The following is a 17,684-nucleotide window of genomic DNA, read 5'->3' as shown; positions in this document are numbered from 1 at the left end:
TGGGCTTGTGCGAGAATCGGGGGCATGAAGGGGGGAGCAGACGCGCGGGTGCTTGCGGCCATGGGGGTGGTGCTACTCATATGGGCGTCGGCGTTCGCGGGGATCAGGGCCGGGCTGGAGGGCTACGCGCCGGGGCATCTCGCCCTGCTCAGGTTCCTGGTGGGCTCGGGGCTCCTCGCCGTCTACGCGGCTCTCGTGCGGATGCCGCTGCCGCGCCTTGGGGACGTACCGGCGATCCTGCTCGCAGGCTTCCTCGGGTTCTTCGTCTACCACGTCGGGCTCGCCTACGGGGAGGTCACGGTCGAGGCGGGGGCGGCGAGCCTCATCATCGCCTCCGTGCCCGTCTTTACGGCCCTGCTGGCGATGGCCTTTCTCGGGGAGAGGCTCGGGGCCTGGGGCTGGGTGGGGAGCGGGGCCAGCTTCGCGGGGGTGGCCCTGATCTCCTTGGGAGAGGGGGGCGCCGTCGGCTTCGACCCCGGCGCCTCGTTTATCCTGCTCGCCGCCGTCGGCGAGAGCCTCTTCTTCGTCCTGCAGAAGCCGTACCTGGAAAAGTACGGCTCTCTGAGGTACACGACGTACTCCATCTGGGCGGGCACCCTGTTCATGCTCGTCTTCTCGCCGGGGCTCGTGGAGGGGGTGAGGGAGGCGCCGCTGGACGCCACCCTCAGCGTCGTCTACCTCGGCGTCTTCCCGACGGTGGTCGCCTACCTCGCCCTGGGCTACGTCTTCTCGCGGATGACCGCCTCCGTCGCGGTCAGCTTCCTGTACGTCATCCCCGTGCTCGCGTTCCTGATCGCCTGGGCCTGGCTCGGGGAGGTGCCGACGCTCCTCTCGGTGGCGGGCGGGGCGCTCTGCCTCGGCGGGGTGCTGCTCGTGAACGCCCGGGGCCGAAGCGGGTCCGGACGGTAGAATCTGCGGGGTCGCGAGCGAGGAAAGGTGGCATCCATGCAGACCGGCAAGCAGGGCGAGGCGCGGCGAGTACACCCCGGAACCCGCATAGGGCACGTCCACCTCAAGGTGGCGAACGTAGAGCGGGCCCTGGGCTTCTACCGGGACATCCTCGGCTTCGAGGTCACGCAGTGGTACGGGGAGGACGCGGTCTTTCTCTCGGCCGGCGGCTACCACCACCACATAGGGCTAAACACGTGGATGAGCCGGAACGCGTCCCCCGCGCCGGCGCGCTCGGCGGGGCTCTTCCACCTCGCGATCCTCTACCCCGAGCGCCGCGAGCTCGCCCTCGCGCTGCGCGCCCTCGTCGACGCCGGCTACCCGCTCGACGGCGCCTCGGACCACGGGGTCTCGGAGGCCCTCTACCTGCGAGACCCGGACGACAACGGCGTGGAGCTCTACTGGGACCGGCCCGAGGGGGAGTGGCCGCGCACCGAGGACGGCGGCCTCCACATGTTCACGCGCCCCCTCGACGTCCACGGCCTGCTCGCCGAGCTCGACGGGGCCTGAGGGGACCCGCTACTCCTCGTTCGCCAGGACCAGCGTGGCCTGGGCCGCCGCGTCCGACATCTCGTCGAGCGCGCGGGGGCTGAGGTTCTCGGCGGTGTCGCAGGCCTGGTGGTAGCAGGGGTCGTGGGGCTCGCCCGCCTCGCCGCCGAACAGGGCGGCCTCCTCCTCGGTCTTCGTCCCCTCGGCGCCGGTGAAGAGGCCCCCGACCGGGACCCCGGCGTCCGCGAAGGGGCCGTGGTCCGAGCGGCCCTCGAGGGTCGAGTCCGTCCGCGCCTCGAGGTTCTGGGAGGCGAAAAAGTCCAGAAAAGCCTCCTCGATGCGGCCGGAGCCGCGCGGCCCCGAGGCGCCGTCGTAGACGAAGCGGACGTGGTTCGGGGAGCCGAGCATGTCGAAGTTGAGGTAGGCCCCGATCTGGTCTAACTCCTCCTCCGGGAGGCCATCGACGTAGCCCGTAGAGCCGATCAAGCCTATCTCCTCGGCCCCCCAGAAGGCGAAGCGGATCTTCTTGCGGGGCTCGATGCCGAGGCCGGACATCTGGCGCGCGATCTCCAGGACCGTGGCGGAGCCCGAGCCGTTGTCGTTGATGCCGGGGCCCTCCGGCACGGAGTCGAGGTGCGCGCCCACCATCACCGTTCCGTCCTCCGTCCCGGTCCTCGTCTCGGCGATGACGTTCGTCGTCTCCCTGCTCCCCGAGACGGTGGAGGCCGCCACCCGGACCGCCGCGTCGCCCTCCCCGGCCAGCCGCGCGAGGTCTTCTCCCACCGCGAGGCTGGCGCCGACGACGGGGATGCCGATCCCCGGCTCCCCCAGCGTCCCGCCCTCCAGGATGCCGGTCCGTCCTCGCCCGCCCTCGTTAAAGATCACGACCGCGGAGGCTCCGGCCTCCTCGGCGCGCAGGGCCTTCTCCTCGAAGGGGCAGCCCCCCCGCCTGATGAGGGCGACCTCGCCCCGGACGAGGCGTTCGAAGTCCACAGCCTCGCAGCCGCTCGACGAGTCGCCCGGCTCACCGAGGTCGACCGGCCGCACGGGGGCCACGACCGCCCCCGAGCCCGAGAACTGCAGCGTGGAGAAGTCCTCCCCCTCCTGATACGGGCGCTCGTCCGGGGCGACGAGCTCCAGCCTCGCCGGGACCAGCTCCTCGTAGTATGGAACCTCGAAGGGCTGCACCTCGACGGCGTAGCCGGCCCGTCGCAGCTCCTCCGCCACGTACCCGGCCGAGGCGTCGTAGCCAGGGGTGCCCGCCGCCCGGTTGCCCCCGTTCGCCGCGGCCACCTCCTCGAAGCGCCGGGCGTGCTGCAAGATCCCGTCCGCCGTCACCGCCGAGCGCAGCGCCTCGGCCTCGTCCGGGGGCGGCTCCTCCTCCGCGCCGCAGGCCGCCAGGGACAGGAGCGCGACGGCGAGGGCCAGTATCCGTAGGATGCGTAGCGGTGCCATGACCGCAAGATCCTACCGCGATCGAACGAAAACCGCACCGCCGCGGCCATCGACGCCCCGGCGTTCCGTAGCGGAGACGACTAGCCCCGCCTGACGATCTCGGAGTTGAACGCGATGATGTCCTCGGTGGTGTCATCCGTGATGACGGCGTCCCTGCCCGGCCCGCAGTCGACCCGGTCCCCGTCCTGCTCGCCGCTCTCGCGGGCCTGGAGCCGGTCGTTGCCGCTGCCGCCGATCAGGACGTCGGAGTCTCCGCGCCCGGTGATGGAGTCGTTCCCGCCGCGCTCGTCGAGGCGGTCGTTCTCGGCGGTGCCCACGAGCCTGTCCGCGCCGTCGTCGCCGGTCCGGTTCGGGGCCAACGCGGTCCCCGCGAACGCCGTCACGACCAGCACGGTTGCCGCGCACTCTGCGCTCGGAGGCTACGTTGCTTCGGGGCCGCCCCGAGAACCTCCGCGTTATGGATGATCTTATCTTGGCCCAACTGGGCTAGACGCCGTCCCGGGCTTACCCCTACCGGGAGCAGGGCGTACCGGCCGGCGCGGCTCGCTCGAAGGGGACGGGGGTCGCGCGGTGCTTGCGAGGGGGCGGTGGGACAGGCGCCGTTGGCGAATATAGGGGCCGGACGTAGAATGTGGGCGTGGAGCTCGGAGGCATAGGCAGGGTTTTGATCGGCGCGGCGGTGGCGCTGCTGGTGCTGGGCGGCCTCTTCCTGCTGCTCGGGCGCCTCGGGATCGACCGGCTGCCGGGGGATCTCGTCTTCCGGCGAGGCGGGCTCACGGTCTACTTCCCCCTGGGGCTGATGATCCTGCTCTCCGTCGCCGGCACCATCCTCCTGAACATCTTCCTCCGCCGCTAGACCGGGCGTGCGCACCGACGAGCTCGACTACGAGCTGCCCGAGGAGTCCATCGCCCAGAGGCCGGCAGTCCCCAGGGACTCATCGCGCCTCATGGTCGTGGACGCCGCGACCGGCGGGATCTCCCACCACGTCTTCCGCGACCTCCCGTCCTTTATGCGCCGGGGCGACGCCCTCGTACTGAACGAGACGAAGGTCCTCCCCGCGCGTCTCGCCGCCCGCAGGCCGGGCGGGGGCGCGACAGAGCTCCTGTTTCTCGCGGAGCTCGACGACGGCGCCTGGGAGGTGCTGGCGCGCCCGAGCCGCCGCCTCAGACCCGGCATGGAGCTCTCCGTCAACGGCGACCCCTCCGGCTTCTCCAGCCCTCGGAGAAGGGCGCTGGGCTGTCGCCGCCGAAGACGTGCCGGCGCTGCTGGAGCGTCACGGCCGGATGCCCCTGCCCCCGTATATAAGCGCGACGCCGGAGGCGGAGGGGGAGTACCAGACGGTCTACGCCAGGGTGCCGGGCTCCGCCGCCGCCCCGACCGCGGGCCTCCACTTCACCGAGCGGGTGCTCGACGGTGTGCGCCGGGCCGGGGGGACCGTACAGAAGATCACGCTGCACGTCGGCACCGGGACGTTCTCTCCGGTCAGGGCCGAAGAGCTCGCCGAACACCGGATGCATGCGGAGCGCTACCTCGTGCCGGAGGAGACGGCGCGGGCGTTGGCGGAGGCCGGGCGGGTCTTCGCGGTCGGGACGACGGCGGCCCGTACGCTGGAGAGCTGGGCGGCGAGCGGGGAGCGCGAGGGGGAGACGGAGCTCTTCGTCTACCCCGGCTACCGCTGGCGCGCCGTCGACGCCCTCATCACGAACTTCCACCTCCCGCGCTCGACGCTGCTCGCGATGGTGATGGCTTTCGCGGGCACGGAGCTGGTTCGGGAGGCGTACGAGACGGCCGTGCGGGAGCGCTACCGCTTCTACTCCTTCGGCGACGCGATGCTGCTTCTCAACGGTGGACGGGGACGGACTTGAGCGCGCCCGTCACCATAAGGGTCGAGGCGCGCGACGGCGAGGCCCGGGTCGGCAGGCTGCGCACCCCGCACGGCGAGGTCGAGACGCCGACCTTCATGCCCGTGGGGACGAAGGGGACGGTGAAGGGGCTGACGCCCGGCGATCTCCGCTCGGCGGGGGCGGGGGTCGTGCTCGGCAACACCTATCATCTGTACCTGAGGCCCGGTCCGGACGTGGTGCGGGAGGCGGGGGGGCTCCACGCCTTCGGGGGTGGAAGGGGCCGATGCTCACCGACTCGGGGGCTACCAGGTCTTCTCGCTCTCCCACCGGCGCAAGCTCTCGGAGGAGGGCGTGAGGTTCGCCTCCGTCTACGACGGCACGACGCACCAGTTCACCCCGGAGCTCACGACGCGGGTGCAGGAGGAGCTTGGGGCGGACGTCGCGATGGTGCTGGACGAGTGTCCCCCGGCGAACGCCGAACGCAGGTACCACGAGGAGTCGTTGAGGCGGACGGCGCGTTGGGCCGAGCGCTGCCGGGAGGCGCACACGAGGCGGGATCAGGCGCTGTTCGGGATCGTGCAGGGTGGGCTCTTCCCGGACCTGAGGGAGGAGAGCCTGCGGCGCACCGTCGAGCTCGACTTCCCCGGCTACGCCGTCGGGGGGCTCTCGGTGGGGGAGTCTCGCGAGGAGATGCTAAAGATGCTCGCCTTGGTCTCCCCGAACCTGCCGGCGGAGAAGCCCCGGTACTTTATGGGCATCGGGGACCCGGTCGGCATATTGCAGGTGATCTCGCTCGGCGTGGACATGTTCGACTGCGTCCTCCCTACCCGCCTCGCGCGCCACGGCATGGCGCTCACCGCGGACGGCAGGCTGAACCTCAAGAACGCCCGCTTCAGGCGGGACTTCGGCCCCCTGGACCCCGAGTGCCCCTGCGAGGCGTGCTCGGACTACAGCCGGGCGTACCTCTCGCACCTCGTCCGAGAGAACGAGCTTCTGGCGCACCGGCTCGTGACGCTGCACAACGTGCGTTTCATGGGAGATCTGTGCCGAAAGGCGCGGCGGGCGATCCGCGAGAAAACGTACGCGGAGTTTATGGAGACCTGGATCTCCCGCTACACCGGAGCGGCGGGTGCTCCCCGGTCGGCGGAGGCTTCTGAGTCGAGATGATGGGTGCTATAGTGGCCCCAAGGTATGGGTAGCAGCCGCAACAACCTGATCGTGCTGGGCCTCGTGGTCGTCCTTATCGGGGTGGCCGCCTACTTTATCTTCGTGCGGCAGCCCGTCGCGGAGGCGACGCGTCTCGGCCTCGACCTCGAGGGCGGGGTGAGCGCCAGCCTCAGGGGCTTCCAGGAGGACGGCTCCGAGGTGACCCGCGAGGAGATGGAGCAGGCCGCCCAGGTTATCCGCCAGAGGGTCGACTCCCTCGGCGTCACCGAGCCCGAGATACAGCTCCAGGGGCAGGACCAGGTCGTCGTCAACATCCCTGGCATCACCGACTCCGACCGCGCCGTGGAGCTTATCGGGCGCACCGCGCAGCTCGGCTTCTACGAGGTCCTCGCCGTCGCGGGCGGGGAGACGGTCCCCGCGGAAGAGGTGGACGGGGTCAAGGAGGACTTGCGGGCCGAGCTCGAAGGGGACCCGGCCTACGAGGAGGGGGAGACGAAGGTCCTCTTCGAGGAGACGCCCGCGCCGGAGGGGGAGGGGACGCTCGTCTTCGGCTACGTCGTGCCGGAGGAGCCCGCCGTCCGCGGCGACGCGCTCGACTCGGCGACGCAGGCCCGGGACCCGTCCGGCTTCCTCGAGGTACAGATGACCTTCACGAGGGAGGGGGGCGACCAGTTCGGCGATCTCTCCCAGCAGATCGTGGACAACGCCCTCGCCAACGGCACGCCCGGGCAGGGGCAGCTCGCCGTCGTCCTCGACGACGACGTGGTGAGCGCGCCGCGCATCGACCAGGCCATCTACGGCGGGCAGGTCAGCATCAACAACACCGGGGCAGGCGGGCTGCCGCCCGCGGAGGCCGAGGAGCTCGAGATCGTGCTCCAGACCGGCGCGCTGCCGGTGAACATGGAGGTGCTCTCCGTCACGGCCATCGGGCCGACGCTCGGGGCGGACTCCTTGCGGAGCGGCCTGATCGCCGCGCTCGTGGGCTTCGGGCTCGTGCTCGTCTTCCTCGTGATCGTCTACCGGGTGCTCGGGCTCGTCGCCGACCTCGCGCTCCTGATCTACGTGTTCCTCCTCTGGGGCCTCATCGTCGCCATCCCGATCACCATGACCCTGCCGGGGATCGCCGGCATCGTCCTCTCCATCGGCGTGGCCGCCGACGCCAACGTGGTCATCTTCGAGCGGATCAAGGAGGAGATCCGTCGCGGCAAGAGCCCCCGAACCGCCGTCACGCTCGGCTACGGGAGGGGCTTCAAGGCGATCCTCGACGGCAACCTGACGACCCTGATCACGGCCTTTATCCTCTTCGCCCTCTCCTCGGGCTCCGTGCGCGGCTTCGCGGTCCTGCTGGCCGTGGGCGTCGTCCTCAGCATGTTCACCGCCATCGCGGTGACGCGCGCCCTGCTCGGCGTGATCTCCGGCCGCGGCTTCGGCCTGACGGCGGGGATGGTCGGGGTCTCCAAGGGGAGCATCGCGGCGACGAGCGCCCGCGACGCCGAGAGGGAGGAGGCTCGCTAGTGGCGTCCGGCGTCTTCAAGAACCTGGATTTCGTCGGCCGCTGGAAGCTCTGGTTCGCCCTGTCGGCGATCTTTCTGCTCGTCAGCATCGGCGCGATCGCCCTCGGCCGCCTGAACTTCGGCATAGACTTCGAGGGCGGCTCCAAGTTCACGGCGAGCGGCCTCGAGGGCAACCCGACCACCGAGGAGGTGCGGGAGGCGCTCCCCGGCAACCTCGGGCAGGACGCCGTGGTGCAGAGCCTCGGCGAGGACGGGTTCGAGGTCCGGACGCCGGTCCTCGAGCCCGGGCAGGACGCCGAGGTGCGCGACGCGCTCGCGGAGGAGCTCGGGGCCGAGGTTAGCGTCACCAGCATCAGCCCGACCTTCGGCGGGCAGATCCGGTCGCAGGCGCTGCAGGCCGTGGCCGCCGCGCTCATCATCATCGTGCTGTTCATAAGCATCCGCTTCGAGTTCGCCTTCGCGATCGCGGCGATGCTCGCGCTCTTGCACGACATCCTGATAACCGTCGGCTTCTACGCCCTCGTCGGGCGCGAGGTGAACCTCGTGACCGTCGTCGCCGTCCTCACGGTCCTCGGTTACTCGCTCTACGACACGATCATCATCTTCGACCGCATCCGGGAGAACACGCCCGAGGCGGGCTACAACCGGCGCCGCTTCGACGCGATGGCGAACTCCTCCATCCGCCAGGTGGTGATGCGTTCGATCTACACCTCCATCTGCACCCTGATCCCGGTCGCAGCCCTCCTCATCTTCGGCGAGTCCACCCTGAGCGACTTCGCCTTCGCCCTCCTCGTCGGCATCGCCGCCGGCACCTACAGCTCGATCTTTATCGCCGCCCCCGCCCTCGCGCTGTACAAGGCCTGGCGCGCCGACAGGGCGAGAAAGGACGCGGTAAAGACCGCCTGAGCCCCGGTCGTCGGGAAGGCTACGAGCCTCCCGGATGGGCGCCGGTAGAGCGGCCCGTCGAAGTCGTCCGTCCGCCGCGCTCACCCGGTCGTCTTGCCGGTCGTGCTCCTCAGGCCCAGGCGCCGCCCGCTCGCGACGAGCAGGACGCAGGCGACGACCAGGATCGGCGCTAGCAGGGTCAGCTCGCTCGTCATGTAGGGGCCCAGACCTTCGGCGTCGATCCGTCCCTGCAGAAACACGGAGTCGTTGTGCAGCCCGTGCATGGCTATCGCGATGATTGTGCTGCCGCCGACCCGGTTGTAGAAGTAGGCCATTACTACCGAGAGGAACAAGAACCGGGCGACCAGTATCGCGAGGAGCGTCACGCCGCCCCACATGCCGTAGGCGCCCGTAAGTATGTCCGGCCTGGCCGGGAGATGCCACACGCCCCACAGGAGACCGACGATGGAGGACGCCGCCAGGGGCGTCATGCGCTCTTGCAGGAGCGGCTGGGCGAAGCCGCGCCAGCCCGTCTCCTCCGTTACCCCGCCGATGTCCAGAAAGATCGAGGCGAGCAGGGCCAGGGGAAACGCCCACGAGAGTAGGGGCGTGCGCACCCACTCGAAGCTGCCAGGCGGGGCGAACAGGTGGTTGAGGGCAGCCGTGGAGAGCGACATCGCGAGGAAAGAGAGGAGCATGAGCCCCCAGACCCGGAGGCCTCTCCTCCGACCGACGTCGACGCTCCAGAAGCGGTAGCGGCGCACGAGCGCGACCACGCCCCCGATGCCCCCGAGCCCGAAGGCGATGCCGGCGACGGCGAAGGCGGCGATGTCCGGCGTGAGCGGCTGCAGTATCGAGAGCACGATGCCGGGGATGGCCTGCGGGGCCTCCACGGCCAGCCGGAGGGCGGAGACGAAGTCGGTCCTCTGCTGCCCTCCCCAGACCGCCTCGATGGCGGTTTCGAGCGTGCCGCCGGCGCCGCTGAACAACAGGGTCGCGATTACCGCCACGTTGAGGACGAACGAGACCGCGAAGAACCACGCGACCGGGCGCCGCCTCACCACTTCTCGAACGGTGAGCATTGCGAGTACCTCCTTCTCGGGCGATTGCTACGCTGTGCGCCCCAGAAGGTAGGTCCGACCCCGGGTTAACGGCATCGGCCACATGTCCTAACCCGCGGCTAACCCGGGGTTGTTTCGGAAAGGACGGGCGTACTCGACGGTCGCCCGTCCGGTTCTCGGTCGGGAGGAAGCGTGCTAGAGCAGGTTCAGGTCCGCCGCCCTCGAGGCCGCCTCGGCACGCGAGTGCACCCCGAGCTTGCGGTAGACGCCCGCCACGTGGGCCTTCACCGTCCCCTCGGCGACGAAGAGTTCCCTGGCGATCTCCCTGTTGGTGCGTCCCGCCGCCAGGAGCCTCAACACGGCGAGCTCCCGGCCGGTCAAGGGATCCGGGAGAGTCTGGGCGGGCCGTGCCGGGGGTGTCGCTTCTCCGGTGGCGTTGCCGATTGGCCGCGTACGAGCCTCCGACTGCGCGCTCGGCACCGCGCGGCGGTCGCCCTCGCGCATGGCGTAGGAGATCGCGCCCTCCCGAGTCCTCGCCTCCAGGTGCCCCTCGCGCGCGAGCTTCTCCAGCTCCTCGGCGGCCTGGGCTACCGTGAGCGGGGTGAGCATCGCCGCTGCGGTGGGGGTCAGCTCGCCGTACTCGCGCAGGGCGGCGAGCAGCTCTCGCTCTGCGCCCTTCGCGCCGCCGATCGCGTCCTTTCTCGAAGCCCAGCCCCGGATCGCCATCAGGGCGACGGGCGCCGCCGCGCCGAACACGAGGACCAGCCACCAGAGGCTCGTCACGTCCGCGAGGCCTCCGGCGGAGAAGGCCAGGACGATCAGCCCCCACGCCAACAGGGCGACCACCGTGCCTCTGCCGAAGATGGGATCGGGCGCGGGACGCCGGGCTGGGTGCTCCGGTTCTGCTGGCATGGCTCAGATGGTACCAATGCCCCCGGTGGCCGGACCACCGCCGCGGTACTCCACGTGCCGAACGTCGGACGGTGAAAACGTAGCTTCGGATACCCCGGCTCGGAGAAAGCGGCGAACCGAAAGCGAGTAAGAGGCCTTTTATTGACGCCCAGACTCGTTGGGGATGCCTTCGCTACGTTATCATTCGAGAACGAAACCGCACCGAGGAGGGCCAGAGATGGTTATGGGTTCGATCGAACGCTTGATCCTTCTGCAGATAGGCGCCGCCGCGGCGACGCGCGAGAGGGTGCAGGAGGTCGTGAACCGCCTGATCGAGCAGGGCCGCATGGAGCGCGAGGAGGGGCGTGCCGTGGTGGACGACGTCGTGACGCGGGCGCGGGAGCGCTCCGGTGGCGCGCGCAGCCTCATCGACGCCTCCCTGCAGCAGGGCCTCCGCACGGCGGGTGTGCCGGATCGCGAGGCCTACGAGGATCTCCTGTTCCGCATCGAGCAGCTCGAGCATCGCGTGCGCCTCCTCGAAGACCGCCCGGCTTCCACCCCTCCGCGCACGCCGGCGTCGGCCGCGGAGACGCCCGCCGCCGCGGTGCCGCCCCCGGACGCTCCGGCCGTGGACGACGCGCCGGTCGGGGGGATAGACGTGGCGCCGCAGCCTCCGAGGGACGAGCCCGGCTCCACCCCTGGCCTGGCGCCGCGGGGCTAGGGGAGCGGGGGTCCGCAGATCGCGGCCTCCGACGGTAGCCTCCGCCCCTTAACGGGTGGTCGGCGGGAGAACCTCCTGCGGTTCTCCCAGATCGGGCGCGTGCTCCTCAGGCACGGGTTCGGGTTCGTCTTCGACGTCCGGCGGGACCGGCGGGAGAAGCGGGGCCTGGAGGAGCTTCTGGCCCCGAACTTCGGCGTCAGGCTCAGGCGGGCGCTGGACGACCTGGGGCCGACCTTCGTCAAGTTCGGCCAGCTCCTCTCGACGCGGCAGGACATCCTGCCCGAGGGCGTGCTCTTCGAGCTTCAGAAGCTGCAAGACACGGTGGCCCCCGTCCCGCTCGCGGTCGCGGAGCGCGTCATCGAGCGCGAGCTCGGGGCGCCGGTCGGGGAGATCTTCGCCTCCTTCGAGGAGGTCCCGCTGGGGTCGGCGAGCATCGGTCAGGTCTACCGGGCTTGTTTGAAGGGCGGCGAGGAGGTCGCGGTCAAGGTCCAGCGTCCGGACGCGCGGGGGAGGGTGGAGGCGGACCTCACCCTCATGAGGGACCTCGCGGCGCTCCTGGACGCGAGGTTCGGCGAGCGGCTCTTCATCGACGTGCCGGAGCTTGTCGCGGAGTTCGAGGGCGTCATCCGGCGCGAGCTCGACTACGAGGCGGAGGCGCAGAACGCCCGCCGCTTCGGCCACAACTTCGCCGGGACGGAAGTGAAGATCCCCCGGGTGTACCGGGAGCTCTCGACGGGGCGGGTCCTGACGATGGAGTTCGTGGAGGGGACGCGCTTTCACGAGGTCCGGCCGCTCCTGATGGCGCCGGGGGAGAGGAGGCGGGTCGCGGCGATGGGGGCGGAGGCGATCTTCAAGATGGCCTTCGACGACGGCTTCTTCCACGGGGACCCGCACCCGGGGAACTTGATCCTCACCCCCGAGGGGGAGCTCGCGCTCCTGGACTTCGGGATGGTCGGGTTCATGAGCCGGGGCGACGTGGAGGCCCTGAGCCGGCTGTTTATAGCGACGATCCGGCGCGACGCCGACGCCGCGCTCCGCGGGCTGGAGGGCCTGGGCGTCCGGTACGCGACGGAGGTGCGCGGGGACCTCGTGCAGGAGCTTCGGGAGTTTCTGCACAAGTACTCGGGGCTCACGGTCGGGGAGTTTTCGCTCGGGCAGGCGCTCTCGGAGCTGATCTCGCTCGCCAGGCGCTACCGGGTCTCCATGCCCCCGGTCTTCCCGCTCCTCACGAAGTCCCTGGTGACGGCCGAAGCCCTGGCGCGCTCCATCGACCCCACGATAAACGTCTACGAGCTCGCCCAGCCCTACGCCCGACGCCTCCTGCTGGAACGCTACGAGCCCGACGCCCTCCTGGAGAGGACGGGCGAGCGGGCCGTGGAGTACGCCCGCTACCTGGAGGACTACCCCGAGCAGATCAGGCAGGTCCTCGCGGGCTTGGAGGACGGCACCCTGGAGGTGCGGCTCCGCCACGGCGGCATCGACGAGCTCGTGGGCGAGGTCGACGTGCTCGCGAACCGGCTCGTCTTCGCCCTCGTAACGGGGGCGCTCCTCGTCGGCTCCTCGATCATCGGCGCGTTCGCCGCCTCCGGCCCCCAGGTACCCCTGCTCGGCGTCCCCGTCGTCGCCTTTATAGGCTTCACCCTCGCGGCCCTCCTGGCCGTGCTGCTACTCGTCGTTATCTTCCGCTCGAACAGGTTGTAGGTTCCGGCCTCGAACTTCCGGCGGCGACGGGAGGACCGTCCGGGGCTGCTCCGGGTGCCGGTGTTAGAATTTGGCTATGGAAACCATCCGCGAAGAGGCGTACCCGAGGCCCGTAGCGGTCCCCGACGTCACCATTACGAGCCTGATCGAGAAGGTCCGCTCCTACAACCCCGAGGCTGATGAGGAGCTGCTGGCGCGCGCGTACGGCACGGCGCACGCCGCCCACAAGGGCCAGGTCCGCAAGAGCGGGGAGCCGTTCGTCTACCACCCGTTGTGCGCGGCGGAGATCCTCGCCGACCTGCACCTGGACACGACGACGATCGCGGCGGCGCTCCTGCACGACGTCCTGGAAGACACGGAGCTGACGAAGGCGGAGCTCGCCTCGCTCTTCGGGGACGACATCGCGGAGATCGTGGACGGGGTTACGAAGCTCAAGCGGCTCCCGAGCGGGAACCTGGAGGAGGCGCAGGCCGAATCCCTGCGCAAGATGATCGTGGCGATGAGCCGGGACGTCCGGGTCATCATCATCAAGCTCGCCGACCGGCTGCACAACATGAGGACGCTCGCGTACCTCAAGCGCGAGAAGGCCTTGCAGAAGGCGACGGAGACGCTGGAGATCTACGCCCCGCTCGCCCACAGGCTCGGCATCTACTCGGTGAAGTGGGAGCTCGAAGACCTCGCCTTCGCCACCCTCCACCCCCGGCGCTACGCGGAGATCAAACGCCTCGTCGCGGCCAGGAGGGGCGACCGGGAGTCGTTTATCAACGGGACGCGCGAGGAGCTCCTGAGGCACCTCGGGGAGGCCGGGGTCGAGGCCGAGGTGCGCGGGAGGGTCAAGCACTTCTACTCCATCTACAACAAGATGGTCCGCCGCAACAAGGAGTTCAACGAGATCTACGACCTCGCGGGCCTGCGCGTCGTCGTGGACGGCGTGCGCGACTGCTACGGGGCGCTCGGGGTCATCCACTCGGTGTGGAAGCCCATACCGGGGCGCTTCAAGGACTACATCGCGATGCCGAAGTTCAACATGTACCAGTCGCTGCACACGACGGTGATGTCGTGCGAGGGGAAGCTCCTTGAGATCCAGATCCGGACCCGCGACATGGACATAACCGCCGAGTACGGCATCGCGGCTCACTGGATGTACAAGCACGGCCTCAAGGACAAGCAGGTCGATCGGCTCACCTGGCTGAAGAGCATGATGGAGTGGCAGAAGGAGACGACGGACGCCCAGGAGTTCATGGAGTCCCTCAAGGGCGAGCTCGTCGCCGACGAGGTCTTCGTGTTCACGCCGAAGGGCGACGTCGTCAGCCTCCCGTCCGGGGCGACGCCCATAGACTTCGCGTACCACGTCCACACCGAGGTCGGGCATCGCACCGTCGGGGCGCGGGTGAACGACCGGATCGTGCCGCTCGACTCCGAGCTCGTCTCCGGGGATCGGGTCGAGATCATCACGGGCAAGAAGGAGGGCCCGAGCCGGGACTGGCTCGCGGTCGTCCAGAGCGGGCGCGCCCGCAATAAGATCCGCCAGTTCTTCAACAAGGCGGACTGGGAGGACAACCTCTCCCTCGGCCGCGAGAAGGTCGCCGCCCTCCTCAAAAAGCAGCGCATCGACCGCGACAAGGTGCCCACCGCCGTCCTCGAAGAGGTGGCCCGCTCGACGAACAACTCGTCGCCGGACGACATGCTCGCCGCCGTGGGCCTCGGGGCCGTATCGGCCGAGAACGTCGCCCACCGCATCGCCGAGAAGATGATCCCCAAGGAGCAACCGGAGGAGAGGGGGCAGAGCCCCGCCCTCGTGCCGCTCCCCCTCCCCGAGGGCGCCACCGACGCCGAGACCGGGGTGCGGGTGGTCGGCTCCAGCGGCATCCTGACGCGCCTCGCCCGCTGCTGCAGCCCCATGCCCGGCGACGACATCGTGGGCTACGTGAGCCTCGGGCGCGGGGTCGTGGTACACGCGGGCGGGTGCGTGAACGCGCGGGCGCTCAAGGCCCGCGACCCGGACCGGTTCGTCGAGGTCGAGTGGGCGCAGCGGCGGGGGAACCTCTTCACCGTCGAGATCCTGGTCGAGGCGCTGGATCGGATGCACCTCCTCAAAGACGTTACCTCGACGATCTCCGACGCCGGGGTGAGCATCCTCTCGGCGCGGGTCGACACCATCGAGGACCGCACCGCCCTGAGCCGGTTCGCTTTCAAGGCGGCGAGCTTGCAGCACGTCGAGGAGATCGTACGCAAGATCCGGGGCATCCCCGACGTCTACGACGTCTGCCGCGTCTCGCGCGACGGCACCCCGATCCCGTCTTCCCACGAACGATAGGAGGCCCGTAACCCCTTGGCCGAGATAGAACAGGTCCGCTTGAGCATGGGCGGCTTCGAGGTTAACTCTTACGTGGTCCACGCCCCCGAGGGCGACATCATCGTGGATGCCGGCGCCGAGCCCGAGAAGATCCTCGCGGCCCTCAGGGCGCCGGTGGCCGCGATCCTCGTGACCCACGGCCACGCCGACCACGTGGGCGCTCTGGAGGACGTCCGGCGGGAGACGGGGGCGACGATGTACATGCACCCGGCCGACGCCGAAGGGGCGGGCGTGAGCCCTTACGAGCCCCTGCAGGACGGCGAGGGGATGGCGCTCGCCGGGCAGGGGATCTACGTGCTGCACACCCCCGGGCACTCCCCCGGCTCGGTCACGTTCCTCGTCGGGGCCGACCAGATCGTGGGCGACCTGATCCTGCCGGGCAGCGTCGGCCGGACGGACCTCGGCGGGGCCTCGTGGGAGGAGATCGAGGTCTCCCTGCGCCGCGTGATGCCGTACTGGGAGCCCTCCACGCGCCTCTACGCCGGGCACGGCGACCCGATGGTGGCGATGGAGGAGCTGGAAGGGAACCCGTACCTGCCGCTAGGGGTCGTGTGAGCTACCGGGGGCCGAAGGGGACCTACGACGTCTACCCCGGCGGGCGCGACCCGCACGAGCGGCCCGAGCTCTGGGCCCGGGTGGAGCGCGTGGCCCGCGACCTCTTCCGCCGCTACAACTACGCCGAGTCTCGGCTCCCCGTCTTCGAGGAGGCCGAGCTCTTCGTCAGGAGCTCCGGGGAGACCTCGGACATCGTCACGAAGGAGATGTTCCTCTTCACGGACAAGGGCGGGCGGGAGCTCGCGCTGAGGCCGGAGGGGACGCCGGGGGTCGTGCGCTCCTACATCGAGCACGGGCTGTACGGGGCGGCCCAGCCCGTGAAGACCTGGTACATGGGCCCGATGTTCCGCCACGAGCGCCAGCAGAAGGGCCGCTACCGCCAGCACGTCCAGATCGGGGTGGAGGTCCTCGGCTCCCCGGACCCGCTCGTCGACGTCGAGGTCATCTCGCTGCTCTACAACCTGCACAAGACGATGGGGGTCCGCGACGAGGTCGTCTACCTCAACAACCTCGGCGACTTCGAGACGAGGAGCCGCTACGTCCCCGAGCTCCGGGAGTTTCTGAGGCGCCACGAGGCCGACCTCGACCCCGACTCCCGCGCCCGCCTCGACAAGAACCCGATGCGCACCTTCGACTCCAAGAGCAAGGAGACCCAGGCCGTCCTCGACGAGGCGCCCCTGATCGGGGAGTTTCTGAGCGACGACGCCCGAGCGCACCTCTCGGCGGTGGAGAAGGGCCTCGAGGCGGTCGGCGTCCCCTACAGGGTAGACGAGAGGCTGGTGCGCGGCCTCGACTACTACACGATGACGGTCTTCGAGGCGAAGAGCGGCGCCCTCGGCGCCCAGGATACCGTGGGGGCGGGCGGGCGCTACAACGGCCTCGTCGAGGCCCTCGGAGGGCCGGACATGCCGGGCATAGGCTTCGGCACCGGGGTGGAGCGCATCCTGCTCGCCGCGAACGCCCCACCCGAGGAGGACGGCCTCGACGTCTACTTCGTCACCCTCGCCCCCGAGGCGCGCCTGCCGGCGATGGCGCTCGCGTCCTCCCTGCGCGCCGAGGGCCTGCGCTGCGACCTCGACTACGCCGACCGCAGCGCGAAGGGCCAGTTCAAGCAGGCCGACCGCACGAACGCGCGCTTCGCGATCGTCATCGGCGACGAGGAGCTCGCCCGGAACGCCCTCAAGCTGCGCGACATGTCCTCCGGCGAGGAGAAGGTCCTCGACTTGGGGGAAGGCGCCCCCGCGGTCCTGCGGGCCGTCGGCGTCTGACGGCCGTGCCGAACGCCGGTTCGGGAATTACGGACGCCCTGGTCTCGGCGCTACGCCGCGCCCGCAGCGTCGCCGTGTTGACGGGCTCCGGCGTCTCGGCCGAGAGCGGCGTGCCGACCTTCCGGGACGCCCAGACGGGCCTCTGGGCCCGTTACGAGCCGCAGGAGCTCGCCACCCCGGAAGCCTTCGAGCGGGACCCCGGGCTGGTGTGGGAGTGGTACGAGTGGCGCAGGGACCTCGTCCGGGCGGCCAAGCCCAACCCGGGGCACCGCGCCCTCACAGAGCTCGAGCGGCGCGTGCCTTCGTTCTCCCTCGCCACCCAGAACGTCGACGGGCTGCACCGGAGGGCCGGCAGCGAGAGCGTGCTGGAGCTGCACGGGAACATCATGCGCTCGAAGTGCTCCGTCGAAGGCATGGAGGCCGAGCCCCGCGAAGGCGACGAGAGCGTGCCGCCCCTGTGTCCGGGCTGCGGCGGCTTCTTGCGGCCGGACGTGGTGTGGTTCGGGGAGGCGTTGCCCGAAGACGCGTTCGCGGCCGCCTCCGGGGCAGCGCGGGGCTGCGACGTCTTCCTCTCCGCGGGGACGTCGAGCCTCGTCTACCCGGCCGCCTCCCTGCCCTACGAGGCCGCGCGCTCCGGAGCCCTGCTCGTCGAGATCAACCCGGACGATACGCCCCTGACGCAGCACGCGGACCACGCCCTGAGGGGCAGGGCGGGGGAGGTGCTGCCCGCGCTCGTCGCGGCGCTCGGCGAGGCGTGACCCCTCGAAGGCGTTAGAAGACCCAGGGCGCTCCTCCGGGTAGCCGGGCCGGCACGTTCCGCCGCGGGTC

The 17,684-nt window shown here is 70.2% G+C and carries 16 protein-coding genes and 2 pseudogenes; 14 read left to right on the top strand and 4 right to left on the bottom strand.

The window, feature by feature from the left end:
• Positions 1-24: 24 nt before the first annotated feature.
• Both GBA65_RS11440 and GBA65_RS11435 read left to right on the top strand, forming a co-directional pair.
• On the top strand, positions 25-909 hold the full coding sequence (locus GBA65_RS11440; RefSeq protein WP_207955705.1) for a DMT family transporter: 885 nt from the start codon (positions 25-27) through the stop codon (positions 907-909).
• Positions 910-945: 36 nt separating this feature from the next.
• The gene (locus GBA65_RS11435) at positions 946-1,458 is read left to right on the top strand and encodes a VOC family protein (protein ID WP_166398473.1); all 513 of its coding nucleotides are present in this window, start codon (positions 946-948) and stop codon (positions 1,456-1,458) included.
• A 9-nt stretch (positions 1,459-1,467) separates the two neighbouring features.
• On the opposite strand, the gene GBA65_RS11430 is transcribed toward GBA65_RS11435, so the two are convergent.
• Both GBA65_RS11430 and GBA65_RS11425 read right to left on the bottom strand, forming a co-directional pair.
• Complete coding sequence (locus GBA65_RS11430) at positions 1,468-2,892, bottom strand: M20/M25/M40 family metallo-hydrolase (RefSeq protein WP_166396665.1); 1,425 nt, start codon at positions 2,890-2,892, stop codon at positions 1,468-1,470.
• An 80-nt stretch (positions 2,893-2,972) separates the two neighbouring features.
• Complete coding sequence (locus GBA65_RS11425) at positions 2,973-3,284, bottom strand: calcium-binding protein (RefSeq protein ID WP_166396664.1); 312 nt, start codon at positions 3,282-3,284, stop codon at positions 2,973-2,975.
• 245 nt (positions 3,285-3,529) lie between these two features.
• Between GBA65_RS11425 and GBA65_RS11420 the strand changes: the two genes are divergently transcribed.
• From GBA65_RS11420 to secF, 6 genes and pseudogenes are all read left to right on the top strand, one after another.
• On the top strand, positions 3,530-3,748 hold the full coding sequence (locus GBA65_RS11420) for a DUF2905 domain-containing protein (protein WP_228281263.1): 219 nt from the start codon (positions 3,530-3,532) through the stop codon (positions 3,746-3,748).
• A 7-nt stretch (positions 3,749-3,755) separates the two neighbouring features.
• Positions 3,756-4,022: pseudogene (locus tag GBA65_RS25240) on the top strand (S-adenosylmethionine:tRNA ribosyltransferase-isomerase); the annotation flags it as partial.
• A gap of 124 nt (positions 4,023-4,146) precedes the next feature.
• Entirely contained in the window at positions 4,147-4,758 is a 612-nt protein-coding gene (locus GBA65_RS25235; RefSeq protein ID WP_266096483.1) for an S-adenosylmethionine:tRNA ribosyltransferase-isomerase, read from the top strand.
• A pseudogene (gene tgt / locus GBA65_RS23105) lies at positions 4,755-5,904 on the top strand (tRNA guanosine(34) transglycosylase Tgt). Before GBA65_RS25235 ends, tgt begins: the two are co-directional and overlap by 4 nt.
• Positions 5,905-5,928: 24 nt before the next feature.
• The gene (gene secD / locus GBA65_RS11405) at positions 5,929-7,419 is read left to right on the top strand and encodes a protein translocase subunit SecD (protein ID WP_166396662.1); all 1,491 of its coding nucleotides are present in this window, start codon (positions 5,929-5,931) and stop codon (positions 7,417-7,419) included.
• A complete protein-coding gene (gene secF / locus GBA65_RS11400) occupies positions 7,419-8,324 on the top strand; it encodes a protein translocase subunit SecF (RefSeq protein WP_166396661.1) in 906 nt (301 codons plus the stop codon). Before secD ends, secF begins: the two co-directional genes overlap by 1 nt.
• Before the next feature lie 80 nt (positions 8,325-8,404).
• Here secF and GBA65_RS11395 read toward each other — a convergent pair whose 3' ends face one another.
• Both GBA65_RS11395 and GBA65_RS11390 read right to left on the bottom strand, forming a co-directional pair.
• Positions 8,405-9,385, bottom strand: coding sequence for a CPBP family intramembrane glutamic endopeptidase (locus tag GBA65_RS11395; RefSeq protein ID WP_166396660.1), 981 nt, complete (start codon positions 9,383-9,385; stop codon positions 8,405-8,407).
• Positions 9,386-9,559: 174 nt separating this feature from the next.
• Positions 9,560-10,210 carry a LuxR C-terminal-related transcriptional regulator gene (locus GBA65_RS11390; RefSeq protein ID WP_228281261.1) on the bottom strand — a complete coding sequence of 217 codons (651 nt, stop codon included), beginning with the start codon at positions 10,208-10,210 and terminating at the stop codon, positions 9,560-9,562.
• Positions 10,211-10,493: 283 nt separating this feature from the next.
• Between GBA65_RS11390 and GBA65_RS11385 the strand changes: the two genes are divergently transcribed.
• From GBA65_RS11385 to GBA65_RS11360, 6 genes are all read left to right on the top strand, one after another.
• Positions 10,494-10,976 (top strand): phasin family protein, encoded by a 483-nt coding sequence (locus GBA65_RS11385; RefSeq protein WP_166396659.1) that lies wholly within the window; start codon positions 10,494-10,496, stop codon positions 10,974-10,976.
• 99 nt (positions 10,977-11,075) lie between these two features.
• Positions 11,076-12,677: an ABC1 kinase family protein gene (locus tag GBA65_RS11380; RefSeq protein WP_166396658.1), complete on the top strand. Its 1,602-nt coding sequence runs from the start codon at positions 11,076-11,078 to the stop codon at positions 12,675-12,677.
• Between the two features lie 76 nt (positions 12,678-12,753).
• Positions 12,754-14,994: a RelA/SpoT family protein gene (locus GBA65_RS11375; protein WP_166396657.1), complete on the top strand. Its 2,241-nt coding sequence runs from the start codon at positions 12,754-12,756 to the stop codon at positions 14,992-14,994.
• Between the two features lie 15 nt (positions 14,995-15,009).
• Entirely contained in the window at positions 15,010-15,588 is a 579-nt protein-coding gene (locus GBA65_RS11370) for an MBL fold metallo-hydrolase (protein ID WP_166396656.1), read from the top strand.
• Positions 15,585-16,856, top strand: a complete 1,272-nt coding sequence (gene hisS, locus GBA65_RS11365; RefSeq protein WP_166396655.1) for a histidine--tRNA ligase — start codon at positions 15,585-15,587, stop codon at positions 16,854-16,856. The genes GBA65_RS11370 and hisS overlap by 4 nt, the downstream gene beginning before the upstream one ends.
• 5 nt (positions 16,857-16,861) lie before the next feature.
• The gene (locus tag GBA65_RS11360) at positions 16,862-17,614 is read left to right on the top strand and encodes an SIR2 family NAD-dependent protein deacylase (RefSeq protein ID WP_228281259.1); all 753 of its coding nucleotides are present in this window, start codon (positions 16,862-16,864) and stop codon (positions 17,612-17,614) included.
• The last annotated feature ends 70 nt before the right edge of the window (positions 17,615-17,684 follow it).

It is taken from the genome of Rubrobacter marinus (genome assembly GCF_011492965.1).
GTDB lineage: Bacteria > Actinomycetota > Rubrobacteria > Rubrobacterales > Rubrobacteraceae > Rubrobacter_F > Rubrobacter_F marinus.
This window is presented reverse-complemented; position numbering and strand designations above follow the sequence as displayed.

Bases quoted from the DNA above. Each gene is read 5' to 3' on its own strand.
- GBA65_RS11440 (WP_207955705.1), top strand. From the start codon at position 25: ATGAAGGGGGGAGCAGACGCGCGGGTGCTTGCGGCCATGGGGGTGGTG.
- GBA65_RS11435 (WP_166398473.1), top strand. From the start codon at position 946: ATGCAGACCGGCAAGCAGGGCGAGGCGCGGCGAGTACACCCCGGAACC.
- GBA65_RS11430 (WP_166396665.1), bottom strand. From the start codon at position 2,892: ATGGCACCGCTACGCATCCTACGGATACTGGCCCTCGCCGTCGCGCTC.
- secD (WP_166396662.1), top strand. From the start codon at position 5,929: ATGGGTAGCAGCCGCAACAACCTGATCGTGCTGGGCCTCGTGGTCGTC.
- GBA65_RS11395 (WP_166396660.1), bottom strand. From the start codon at position 9,385: ATGCTCACCGTTCGAGAAGTGGTGAGGCGGCGCCCGGTCGCGTGGTTC.
- GBA65_RS11385 (WP_166396659.1), top strand. From the start codon at position 10,494: ATGGTTATGGGTTCGATCGAACGCTTGATCCTTCTGCAGATAGGCGCC.
- GBA65_RS11375 (WP_166396657.1), top strand. From the start codon at position 12,754: ATGGAAACCATCCGCGAAGAGGCGTACCCGAGGCCCGTAGCGGTCCCC.